The sequence below is a fragment of the Luteimonas sp. RIT-PG2_3 genome, from assembly GCF_054902115.1.
This window is the reverse complement of record NZ_JBUBPF010000010.1, coordinates 109,159-120,116: the sequence shown is the minus strand read 5'-3', so window position 1 is coordinate 120,116 and position 10,958 is coordinate 109,159. Positions and strand designations below refer to the sequence as shown.

The window sequence follows — 10,958 nt, the reverse complement described above, 5'->3', positions numbered from 1 at the left end:
CATCCGCGCGGCCTGGAGGTGCGTGGGTCAAGTGCCAGCGGCCTGGCGCGCAAGGTTCCGACGGCGTTCCGACGCCAGGCCGCACATCCTATGGAGTGTTTTTGCGGATCGGAGTCTGCGTATGCGTTTGCTCGTCGTCGAAGACAACAGCAGCCTGGTCGCCAACCTGTTCGACTTCTTCGAGGCGCGCGGCTATGTGCTCGATGCCGCGCCGGACGGCCCGACCGGCCTGCACCTGGCCAGCACCCAGGCCTACGATGCGATCGTGCTCGACTGGATGCTGCCGCGCCTCGACGGCCGCGAAGTGCTCCGCCGCCTGCGCGAATCCGGGCACTCGGTCCCGGTGCTGATGCTGACCGCCCGCGATGAGCTGCCCGACAAGATCGCCGGTTTCCGCGCCGGTGCCGACGATTACCTGACCAAGCCCTTCGACCTGCCCGAACTGGAAGTCCGCCTGGAGGCGCTGCTGTCGCGTTCGCGCGGGCGTCCGGCCGAACGCATCCTGAGGGTCGCGGACCTGCACTACGATCTGTCGACGCTCGACGTCACCCGCGCCGGGCGTACGCTGCACCTGTATCCGGCCTGCCGCCGGCTGCTGGAGGTGTTGATGCGCGCCAGCCCCGCCGTGGTGACCAGGGATCGCCTCGAGCACACCCTGTGGGGCGAGGAGCCGCCGGACGGCGACACCCTGCGCTCGCATGTCTACGAACTGCGTCGCAGCATCGATGCTCCGTTCGCGACCAAGTTGCTGCACACCCTGCCGCGCCTGGGCTACCGGCTCGCCGAGATCAGCGGCGCCGGCACGGATGGCTAGGAAAAGCCTGCGCCGCCGGTTGGTGCAAGGCCTGCTGGTCTACGCCGTACTGGTTTCGATCGCGGTCTATGCCTACGGATTCGTCGTCAACGAGCAGGCCGAGCAGGTGCTGTGGACGGCATTGCTGGAGTCCGAGTTCGACCATATCCTCGACTCCCACCAGCAGCTGCCAGACGAGCACTGGGCGGACACCGAGACCATGCACCTGTACGGCGACGAGAGCAGTGCACCGTTGCCGGACGTGCTGCGGGACGTCTCCCCCGGCCTCTACGATGAAGTCGTGTTTTCCGACAAGCGCTGGGTCGTACTGGTGCGCGATGTCGAAGGCCAGCGCTGGGCGCTGGCGCTGGATATCGAGGACCTGGAGCAGCGTGAGGTCTATGTCGCCGCCAGCGTCATCGCGGCCATGGTGTTGCTGGTCGCCGTGCTGGGCCTGGCGATCGGCTGGGGCATGGATCGGCTGATGCGTCCGCTGCGTTCGTTTGCCGCCACGCTTGCCGAACTGTCTCCCGAGCGGGCAGGGGAGCGCATCACCGTGGATGCCGATGCCAGTACCGAGCTTGCGGTGATTGCCGATGCGCTCAACGATTTCATCGCGCGGCATGAGCGCCATGTCGAACGCGAGCGTGCGTTCATCGACAGCGTCAGCCACGAGCTGCGCACGCCGATCGCGGTGATTGCCGGTGCGGCCGAGCTGGTCGGCCAGCAACCGGGCGTCCCCGATGCGACGCGCCAGCAGTTGTCGCGCATCCGCCGGACCGGACGCGACATCGAGCGCCTGATCGCATTGCTGCTGGTGCTGGCCAAGGATCCGGCGCGGCTGGGTCGCAGCAACGATCGCATCGCGCTGGAGCAGTTGCTGCCCGAGATCGTCGACGACTATCGCGCGATGGCGGCGGCCAAGGGCCTGCAACTGGTGCTGGTGGAGGCGCGGGCCTGCAACGTGGTGGCACCGCTGCAGGTGGTGCAGGCGGCGATCGGCAACCTGCTGCGCAATGCGATCGAGAACAGCGACAGCGGCGAAGTCCTGATCGCGCTGGAGGCGGGCGGCTGCGTGCGCATCGACGACCCGGGCCGCGGCATGTCGCCCGAAGAGATCAGCCGGCTCTATGCCCGCATGGTGCGCGGCGATGGCCGCGAAGGCGGCGGCATCGGCCTCGACCTGATCGCCAGGCTGTGCGAGCACCTGGGTTGGCGGCTGGCGTTCGAGTCGCACCACGGCGAGGGCACGCGAACCCGGCTGGTGTTCCCGCCGACCTAGGCGGTGCGTCCGCACGCGGCGATGCGCCCGTCGGCCACCGCATGCCGGGGCCGCGGCATGCCACGCAAGGCGGCGCGTCGCAACCACGCGATCGGCGTCAGCCGGCGCGCCAGTCGAACTGCAGGGTTTCGTTGCGGGCGAAGCGCTGCAGGTGCACGGCGATCACTTCCTGCAGGCGCGGCAGCTTTTCGGCATCGTCGTGGCTGGCCACGATGTGCAGGATCTCGCCTTCGACATTGAATTCGGCATTGCCGGTCTCGGCCAGCGGAATCAGTGCATGCCCGTCATGGTCGTTGCGGATCTCGAACTTGTGGCGCCAGTGGTTGCACAGCCATCGCAGCAGGCGGGTGGGATCGTTGGAATGGACGTCGGCAAGCGAGGATGCCATGGGGTGCTCCTGGAACGTGGGTGGCACGGCGTGGCGATCCGACCGCTTCGCCGGCGCGGGCTGCGGCAGCATACCTGCGTGCTCCGTCGCCTGCCTGCCTGCGGCTTGAACGCAGCGTTGCAGGGCGGGGCGTCACGGGCGTGAGGCGACGTGCGCACGTCCGGGCCGCCAGACCGCCAGACCACGCACATGCGGCCGACGGCTGGCGCGGTGGTCGCCACCTGGGGCGCATGAGACCATCGACATCCCAGTGATCCGGTTCAACGCGTCCTGCGCGCAAGGAGTATGGCTTGGCTTTCCCGTATCCCGTGGTCCTGTTCGATCTCGACGGCACGCTGGTCGACAGTGCGGCCGACATCGCCGAGGCCGTCAACCGCACGCTGGCCGACCATCGCTTGCCACAGTTCGACGAAGGCACGATCCGCGGCTGGATCGGCGAAGGCGCGCGCAAGCTGATCGAGACGGCGTTCGCGGCCGCGGGCAGCCACGCCGACATCGACCAGGTGATGCCGGGTTTCATGGTCCACTACGGCGACTGCCTGCTGCTGCATGCGCGCGTCTACGCGGGCGTCGCGGAAACCCTGGCGTCGCTGCACGCGCAGGGCGTGAAACTCGCGGTCTGCACCAACAAGCCACAGCGCCACATCGCGCCGCTGCTGCAGGCGATGGGGCTGGACCGGTGGATCGATGCCGTGGTCGGTGGAGACACGCTGGCCGAGCGCAAGCCCAGTGCATTGCCGTTGCTGCACCTGGCCGGATATTTCGGTGTTGCGGCCAGCGACTGCCTGATGGTCGGCGATTCGCAGACCGATGCCGACGCCGCGCATGCCGCGGGCATGCCGCTGGTGCTGGTCGAATACGGTTATCGGCGCGGATTCGATCTGCATGGCGCTGGCGCTCGCGTGGTCACCAGCGATCTGCGCGAACTGCTGGTGCCGGGCGCGCTGTGAGCGGGCATCGCACGCCGTGCAGCAGCGGCCATGACCGCAACGATGGCGTGCGTGCTGCCTGCGTCTGACAGCATGCAGATGTACCCATCGTGCCGCTGCATACAGGCAGCGGCACGATGGGGCGCGATCCATGCGCCCGTTGTTGCTTGCAGCAGGTGTCAGCGCGCAGGCTGGTAACGCAGGCTCAGGCGATACTCGCGGCCGGGCTGGTTGTACCAGGCGACGGTTTCGTAGTCGCGGTCGAAGACGTTGCTGGCACGGGCCAGCAGGCTCCAGTCGCGATTGAGTGCGTATTCCAGGCGCAGGTCCATCGTGCCGTAGCCGCCCAGGCGTGCGGTATTGGCGGCGTTGTCGTAACGGCTGCCTGCGCCATTGACGGTGCTGCCGATGCGGAACGCGCCGAACGTGCGGTCGATGTCGACGCGGCCGGTGTTGCGGGCGCGACGAGCCAGCAGGTTGTCGTGGTTGGCGCCATCACTGCGGTCGCGCGGATCGGTGTGGCTCAGCTGCGTCGACAGGTCCCAGCCGGCCAGCGTGATCGCGTACGTGAACTCGGCGCCGCGGATCCGGGCCTCGTCGATATTGCGGCCGATGCCGACGTAGTTCGGCGGCGGGTACGAGAACACGATCAGGTTGTCGATGCGGCTCTCGTAGACGTTGAACGACCAGTTCCAGGTATCGGCGAACTGCGACAGCCCGAGGTTCAGGCTGGTCGACTCTTCCGGCTCGAGGTCCGGGCTTTCCGAGCCGGGGTAGTACAGGTCGTTGAACGTGGGAGCCTTGAAGCCGGTGCCGATGCTTGCGTTGAAGCGGATGCCGTTGGCGAATGCCAGGCCCCAGCCGAGGCCGCCGGTCAGGTGGTTGCCGAACTGCTCGTTGTCGTCGTTGCGGACGCTGGCCTGCCAGCGCTGCAGGCCGGTCCCGCCCTGGTAGGAGACAAACACCGCGGTGTTGTCGCGGCTGTCGACGGCGTAGCGGGTGCTGCTGTCGACATGGTCCTCGATGTGGTCGACGCCGACGCTGACGGTGTGCGCGGCTGCCACGGCGATGTCGGCCTGCAGCGAAGCGCTGTCGCGGCGGGTCTCGAAACGGCTGCGCAGCGTGGTGTCGAGGTAGTCGTCGGACTGGTCCTTGCTGCGGCCCAGTGCCGCTGTCAGGGACAGGCGGTCGGAGGCCTTGTACTTGAGCTGGGTGCCGGCGACCTGCTGCAGGATCTTGGAGCGGTTGGTCCAGGAGCCGTCGTACTCGTTGTCGCCGGCGACGTTGAGGAAGTTGCCTTCCACGGACAATGCGTCGGTCAGGCGCAGGCCGCCACGCAGGCTCAGCGAGACGTTGCGGTAGCCGTCGTCGTCGGGTTCGTCGGTGAAGCAGCCCTGGAACAGGGTGCCCGATCCACGGCAGGCATTGATGCCGTCGGTGCTGGCGTAGGCGGCGTTGGCGCCGACCCAGCCGCGGGTGCCGTTGTAGCCGAAGCCGGCGCTGGCGTCACGGCTGCCATGGCTGCCGCCGCCGACCGTGACGTGGGGGCTGAAACCATCGCCGCCGCGACGCGTGAACACCTGGATCACGCCGCCGATCGCTTCCGAGCCGTACAGGCTGGAACGCGGGCCGCGCACGATCTCGACGCGATCGATCAACGCCAGCGGCAGGTCCTGGAAGGCGGCCATGCCGGCGGTCGCCGAGCTGTACTTGACGCCGTCGACCAGCACCAGCACGTGGTCGGACTCCGCGCCACGCAGGAACAGCGAGCTGAGCTTGCCGGGGCCGCCCTGGTTGCCGAAGTCGATGCCGGCGCGTCCGCGCAGCAGTTCCAGCACGTTGGTGGATTGGCTGCGCTCGATCTCCTCGCGGTCGATGACCTGCACCGGGACGATGCTGTCGGCGACGAGGGTCTCGATGCGGTTGGCGGTGACCACGACCTGGTCGAGGTCGGTGGCGCCCTGGTCGGGCTGGGCCAGCGCGACGGCGGGCAGGGTGGCGAACAGGCTGGCAGACAGGGCCAGGGTGAGGCGGCGGACTTGCATGGGGCTTCTCCATCGCACGCATCGGGCGTGCGCTGACATGGCGGGGAAGTCGGATGGAGAGGACGCAGGCCGCGCAGCCGGAACGCAGGCGCGCGCCGACATCGCTGCCGCGACGCCCTCCGCATCGCAACCGGATTGGATCGGTCCCCGGGATGGGGCGATCCGTGTATCGAGGCCGGTCTCCGGGCTTGCGAGTGGAGTCCAGGACTCCGCCTGTCGCGCCTTCCCGTGCGAAGCACAGTGGCGGATGCGACAGGATTGGCTCGCTTACCGTTGCGGGGGCAGCGCCGGAATGACAGCGCCACGGCAGCAAGGCCGCGGCGAAGGGTCACCGGCTTCCCGTTTCAACCTGGCGGCAGGACGCCCTCAGGTCACCTCGAAACAGCGCGCATTGTACGCGAAGGATTCCGCGCGCTGCGGGCCCGGCGGCGGCTCAGTCGCGGCTGCTGTCGCCGTCGCTGTCGCCCGGGGTGTCGTCGAGGAAGCCGTAGGACGGGGCCGACTCTTCCTGCAGGTGCGTGGTCGTTACCGGCGACGCCGCCGGCCGGTTGCGTGGCGCCGGCAACAGTGCGATCGCGGCTTCGGCGGCCTCGACCAGCACCTTGCGACGCGCCTCGGGAACCTCCTGCCAATGGCAGTCGTTGAGCGCGCCTTCCAGCGCGTACAGCAGGTTGAGGCTGGGTTTGAAGCCCGCGCGCTTGACCCGCATGAAGGCATCCACGGGGCCGGCGGCTTCCAGGTCCTCGCGGGTCCGCAGTCCGACCTGCCGCAACCAGGCCGCGCTCTTCGGGCCGATGTTGCGGAGCTTCAGGGGAACCGGTTTCAGCGGAGCATTCATGACAGCGCCTCGAGGTAGATGCGGGCAATCGTTTCGATGCCCTGTTGGTCGATCAGGTCGAAACGGGCAGGGGCAGGACTGTCGAGGTCGAAGACGCCGACCAGGCGATCGCCCTTGTACAGCGGTACGACCAGCTCGGAGCGCGATGCGCTGTCGCAGGCGATGTGTCCCGGGAAGGCGTGGACGTCGTCGACGCGCTGGGTCTGCCGGCTGCTTGCGGCCGCGCCACAGACGCCCTTGTGCAGGGGAATGCGGACGCAGGCGGGCAGGCCCTGGAACGGACCGACCACGAGTTCGACGCCGTCGAAGAAATAGAAGCCGACCCAGTTCAGCTCCGGCAGCGCGTGATAGACCAGCGCCGACAGGTTGGCGGCGTTGGCGATGGCATCGTTTTCGCCGTGCAGCAGCGCGCCCGCCTGCTCGGCGAGCGCTGCGTACTGTTCGGCTTTGCTGCCGCTGAGCGAGGTGGAGGTGAACATGTCCCGAGTGTAACAGCGTCGTCGCATGCGCTCCGGACCCGCGCGGAGGCGGTGAACCCCCGCTGTAGACCGGCGCCATGCAGGCCGGCGGCACGCGTGCCGCCGGGCCGTCCGCCTCGCGGCGTATCGCCTTGCGGCACAATGGCCGGCCGTTCCCGCTCGACGCCGCCAGGCAGGCCCATGCAACGCAACCTGATGGTCACCGGTACCGACACCGGCATCGGCAAGACCCACGCCACCGTTGCCCTGCTGCATGCGCTGCGTGCGCGCGGCCTGCGTGCGGTCGGCATGAAACCCGTGGCCAGCGGCTGCGAGTCCACGACGGCTGGCTGGCGCAACGACGATGCGCTGGCGCTGCAGGCGGCCAGCGCACCGCGGCCGGACTACGACGACGTCAATCCGTATGCGTTGCCGGTGCCGACGGCGCCGCAGTTGGCCGCGCGCGATGCCGGCATCGTGGTCGACAGCGGCGTGCTGCGGGCAGCGCATGCCCGGCTGGCGGCGATGGCGGACGTGGTGGTCGTGGAGGGCGCGGGTGGTTGGGCCGCGCCGCTGGCCGATGCGCTTGAACACCATCAGCTGGCGCAGGCGTTCGATGCCGGCGTGGTGCTGGTGGTCGGCCTGCGCCTGGGATGCCTGAGCCATGCGCGCCTGACCGCGCGCGCCATCCTTGCCGATGGCCGACCCCTGCTGGGCTGGATCGGCAACCGCGTGGATCCGGAGTTCGACCGTGTCGACGACTATCTGCTGCTGTTGACGGCGGCACTGCCGGCGCCCTGCCTGGGCGTGTTGCCGCATGTCGCCGATGGCGAGGCGCGGGGCGAGGCCGATGCCGCAACGTACCTGCGGTTGCCGGAGGTCTGGCGGTAGCCCGCGCCGCAGGAGCGCCCTTGGGCGCGAGCCTTCGCTGCACCAGTACCTATGGGCGCGATTCCGGCAGTGCACGAACGAAGAAGGCGCACCGGGGTGCGCCTTCTTCGTTCAGGAGCAGGGCGGGTCGCCGTGCTCAGCCATGTTGCGGTGCCGGCGGTGCGTCATGGCCAGCGTCGAGCTGCGCGGCGTCGCGTTGCGCATCCTGGTCGTGCGCGTGGTCGCGGGCCAGCAGCAGGTAGAACGCCGGCAGCACGAACAGCGTGAACGCGGTACCGATGGTCATGCCGGCCGCGATCACCACGCCCATCGAGAACCGCGCCGCGGCACCCGGACCATTGGCGATCAGCAGCGGCACCATCGCGAACACCAGTGCCGCGGTGGTCATCAACACCGGGCGCAGGCGGATACCGGCCGCCTGTTCGATCGCCTCGCGCTTGGACAGGCCCTGCTCGCTCTGGAGCTTGTTGGCGAACTCCACGATCAGGATGCCGTGCTTGGAGATCACGCCGACCAGGGTCACCAGGCCGACCTGGGTGTAGATGTTGATGCTCATGCCGGGGAAGGCCTCGATCCCCGCGAACTGCAGGATGCCGCTGAGCAACGCCAGCGCATTGAGCACCAGCAGCGCGCCGCAGATCGCCATCGGTACGGTCGCCAGCATGATCAGGGCATCGCGGAAGCTCTCGAACTGCGCCGACAGCACCAGGAAGATGATGATCAGCGCGAACGCCAGCGTCACCAGCATCGTCGCGCCTTCCTGCTTGAACTGGCGCGATTCGCCGGCGTAGTCGACGCTGTATCCCTGCGGCAGCACCTCGGCGGCGGCCTGTTCCAGCACGCGAAGCGCATCGCCCTTGGTCACGCCGGGACGCGCCATGAAGGTGATGCCGACCGAGTTGAGCTGCTGGAAGCGCTTGAGCGTCTGCGGCTGGGTGCTTTCCTTCAGCGTGATGATCGTCGACAACGGGATCAGCGCGCCATCGCGGGTGCGGGTGTAGTAGTTCGCCAGTTGTTCGGCGTTGAGCCGATCGCTGCGCTGCACCTGCGGGATCACGCGGTAGGAGCGGTTCTGCATCGCGAAGCGGTTGGTGTAACCACCGGCCAGCATCGCCGCCATGTCGGCCGCCAGCGTGCGCATGTCGATGCCCAGCATCGCCGCCTTGTCGCGGTCGATCTGCACCTCGATACGTGGCTTGTCGATCTTCAGGTCCTTGTCGAGGAAGATGAAGCGCTTGCTCGCATACGCGCGCTTGAGGATGCCGTCGGCCAGTTCCGACAACTGGTCCAGGCCGCCAACACCGCCGATCAGGAACTCGCCGCCGCCGTCGCCGCCCGCGGTGGGCAGCGATGGCGGCACCATCGCGAACACGTTCAGGCCGGTGATCTGGCTGATCCTGGGCTGCAGGTCCTGCTGCAGGATCTGGTTGGTCGAACGCGAGCGCTCGCTCCAGGGCTTCATGACGAAGCCGGCCATCGCGGTGTTGCTGGCGCCGCCACCACCCATGCCGCCGTTGAACAGGAAGAAGTCGTTGATCTCCGGGATCGCCTTGCCCGCGGCCGTCATCTCTTCGGTGTAGCGCTCCACGTAGTCCAAGGTGGTGTAGGAGTCGGCGCTGCCGATCGCGAACACGAAGCCCTCGTCCTCGACCGGTGCCGGTTCCTTCGGCGCGACCATGTACAGGAAGCCGCAGGACACGAAGATGATCGCGCCGAACACGATGATCACCGAGCGGGTATCGAGCGCACCATGCAGCTTGCGCTGGTAGCCGTCGCGCAACCAGTCGAAGCGGGCGTCCAGCCAGGCTTCCAGCTTGCCCTTGCTGCCTTCGCTGTGCGGCTTGAGCATCTTGGCGCACATCATTGGCGTCAGCGTCAGCGCGATCACGCCCGACAGCAGCACCGCGCCGGCCAGCGTGAACGCGAACTCGGTGAACAGAACGCCGGTCAGGCCGCCCTGGAAACCGATCGGCAGGTAGACCGCGACCAGGGTCGTGGTCATCGCCACGACCGGCCAGGCGAGTTCGCGCGCGCCCTTGAGCGCGGCCTGCTGTGGCGACATGCCTTCCTCGATGTGGCGATGGATGTTCTCGAGCACGATGATCGCGTCGTCGACGACGATGCCGATCGCCAGCACCATCGCCAGCAGGGTCAGCAGGTTGATCGTGAAGCCCAGCAGCAACATCAGGAACAGGGTGCCGACCAGCGACAGCGGCACGGTGACCGCAGGGATCAGCACGCTGCGCAGCGAGCCCAGGAACAGGAAGATCACCACGATGACGATGACCACCGCCTCGAGGATGGTCTTGACGACCTCGTTGATCGCGTCCTGGATCGACTCGGTACTGTCGTAGGGGATCGAGCCGACCAGGCCCTCGGGCAGCTGCGGGATGATCTCGTTGTCCCAGGCCTTGCGGACTTCGGCGATGACGTCGAGCGAATTGGCGTCGGGCGAGACGAAGATGCCCATGAAGGTCGCGTCATCGCCATTGATGCGTACCGAGGTGCCGTAGTCCTCCGAGCCCAGTTCGACGTCGGCGACGTCGCCCAGGCGAACGATCGCGCCGTTCTCCTCGCGCACCGAGAGCTTGCGGAATTCCTCGGGCGTGCGCAGGTCGGTGCGGGCGGTCAGGTCGATCGCGACCATCTGGCCCTTGGTCGAGCCCAGTGCGGACAGCACGTTGTTGGACTGCAGCGCGGTGTGCACGTCGCTCGCGGTGACGCCCAGCGCGGTCATGCGGTCGGGCTTGAGCCACACGCGCATCGCGAACGCGCCCGGTCCCATGATGTCGGCGCGCTGCACGCCGGGGATCGTCGCGATCTTGGGCTCGACGACGCGGGTCAGGTAGTCGGTGATCTGGTTGCCGTTGAGGCGTTCGCTGGCGAACGACACGTACATGGCCGCGATCTGCTGGCCCTGCTGCAGGTCGATGACCGGGTCTTCCGATTCCTGCGGCAGTTCGCCGCGCAGCTTGTTGACCTTGGCGGCGATCTGGGTCAGTGCCTCGTTGGGGTCCTGGTCCAGGCGGATGTAGGCCTGGATCACGCTGACGCCGGCCGAGCTGCTGGAGGTCAGGTAGTCGATGCCCTCGGCGCTGGCGATCTCGCGTTCCAGCGGCGTGGTGATGAAGCCCTGCATCAGGTCGGCGTCGGCACCGAAGTAGGTGGTGCTGACGTTGACGACCGCATTGCGCACTTCCGGGTACTGGCGGACGTTGAGCTCGGTGAACGAGCGCAAGCCGAACAGCAGGATGAACAGGCTGACCACGACAGCCAGCACGGGCTTGTTGACGAAGATGTCGGTGAATTTCATCGCTTGCGTCTCCCCCTCTCC

At 67.9% G+C, this 10,958-nt stretch carries 9 protein-coding genes and 1 riboswitch; of the genes, 4 read left to right on the top strand and 5 right to left on the bottom strand.

Features of this window, described 5'->3' with window-relative positions; all coding sequences use genetic code 11:
* Window positions 1-121: 121 nt before the first annotated feature.
* Window positions 122-814 carry a response regulator transcription factor gene (locus ACYX7E_RS15115; RefSeq protein ID WP_462081419.1) on the top strand — a complete coding sequence of 231 codons (693 nt, stop codon included), beginning with the start codon at window positions 122-124 and terminating at the stop codon, window positions 812-814.
* A complete protein-coding gene (locus ACYX7E_RS15110; RefSeq protein WP_462081418.1) occupies window positions 807-2,075 on the top strand; it encodes a sensor histidine kinase in 1,269 nt (422 codons plus the stop codon). The genes ACYX7E_RS15115 and ACYX7E_RS15110 overlap by 8 nt, the downstream gene beginning before the upstream one ends.
* Window positions 2,076-2,172: 97 nt before the next feature.
* On the opposite strand, the gene ACYX7E_RS15105 is transcribed toward ACYX7E_RS15110, so the two are convergent.
* Complete coding sequence (locus tag ACYX7E_RS15105; protein WP_462081417.1) at window positions 2,173-2,463, bottom strand: DUF2218 domain-containing protein; 291 nt, start codon at window positions 2,461-2,463, stop codon at window positions 2,173-2,175.
* A gap of 290 nt (window positions 2,464-2,753) precedes the next feature.
* On the opposite strand from ACYX7E_RS15105, the gene gph reads away from it, so the two are divergent.
* Entirely contained in the window at window positions 2,754-3,413 is a 660-nt protein-coding gene (gene gph / locus ACYX7E_RS15100; RefSeq protein WP_462081416.1) for a phosphoglycolate phosphatase, read from the top strand.
* A 158-nt stretch (window positions 3,414-3,571) separates the two neighbouring features.
* On the opposite strand, the gene btuB is transcribed toward gph, so the two are convergent.
* From btuB to ACYX7E_RS15085, 3 genes are all read right to left on the bottom strand, one after another.
* Window positions 3,572-5,437 (bottom strand): TonB-dependent vitamin B12 receptor, encoded by a 1,866-nt coding sequence (gene btuB / locus ACYX7E_RS15095; protein ID WP_462081415.1) that lies wholly within the window; start codon window positions 5,435-5,437, stop codon window positions 3,572-3,574.
* 156 nt (window positions 5,438-5,593) lie between these two features.
* A riboswitch (cobalamin riboswitch) is annotated at window positions 5,594-5,831 on the bottom strand.
* A 39-nt stretch (window positions 5,832-5,870) separates the two neighbouring features.
* Window positions 5,871-6,275: a TfoX/Sxy family protein gene (locus tag ACYX7E_RS15090; protein WP_462081414.1), complete on the bottom strand. Its 405-nt coding sequence runs from the start codon at window positions 6,273-6,275 to the stop codon at window positions 5,871-5,873.
* Window positions 6,272-6,754, bottom strand: a complete 483-nt coding sequence (locus tag ACYX7E_RS15085) for a GAF domain-containing protein (RefSeq protein WP_462081413.1) — start codon at window positions 6,752-6,754, stop codon at window positions 6,272-6,274. Before ACYX7E_RS15085 ends, ACYX7E_RS15090 begins: the two co-directional genes overlap by 4 nt.
* A 180-nt stretch (window positions 6,755-6,934) precedes the next feature.
* On the opposite strand from ACYX7E_RS15085, the gene bioD reads away from it, so the two are divergent.
* The gene (gene bioD, locus ACYX7E_RS15080; protein ID WP_462081412.1) at window positions 6,935-7,624 is read left to right on the top strand and encodes a dethiobiotin synthase; all 690 of its coding nucleotides are present in this window, start codon (window positions 6,935-6,937) and stop codon (window positions 7,622-7,624) included.
* A gap of 136 nt (window positions 7,625-7,760) precedes the next feature.
* Here the strand turns inward: bioD and ACYX7E_RS15075 are convergent, their stop codons facing one another.
* The gene (locus tag ACYX7E_RS15075; RefSeq protein WP_462081411.1) at window positions 7,761-10,937 is read right to left on the bottom strand and encodes an efflux RND transporter permease subunit; all 3,177 of its coding nucleotides are present in this window, start codon (window positions 10,935-10,937) and stop codon (window positions 7,761-7,763) included.
* Between the last annotated feature and the right edge of the window lie 21 nt (window positions 10,938-10,958).

Coding starts and splice junctions, on each gene's coding strand:
- ACYX7E_RS15115 (WP_462081419.1), top strand. CDS start 122: ATGCGTTTGCTCGTCGTCGAAGACAACAGCAGCCTGGTCGCCAACCTG.
- ACYX7E_RS15110 (WP_462081418.1), top strand. CDS start 807: ATGGCTAGGAAAAGCCTGCGCCGCCGGTTGGTGCAAGGCCTGCTGGTC.
- ACYX7E_RS15105 (WP_462081417.1), bottom strand. CDS start 2,463: ATGGCATCCTCGCTTGCCGACGTCCATTCCAACGATCCCACCCGCCTG.
- btuB (WP_462081415.1), bottom strand. CDS start 5,437: ATGCAAGTCCGCCGCCTCACCCTGGCCCTGTCTGCCAGCCTGTTCGCC.
- ACYX7E_RS15090 (WP_462081414.1), bottom strand. CDS start 6,275: ATGAATGCTCCGCTGAAACCGGTTCCCCTGAAGCTCCGCAACATCGGC.
- ACYX7E_RS15085 (WP_462081413.1), bottom strand. CDS start 6,754: ATGTTCACCTCCACCTCGCTCAGCGGCAGCAAAGCCGAACAGTACGCA.
- bioD (WP_462081412.1), top strand. CDS start 6,935: ATGCAACGCAACCTGATGGTCACCGGTACCGACACCGGCATCGGCAAG.
- ACYX7E_RS15075 (WP_462081411.1), bottom strand. CDS start 10,937: ATGAAATTCACCGACATCTTCGTCAACAAGCCCGTGCTGGCTGTCGTG.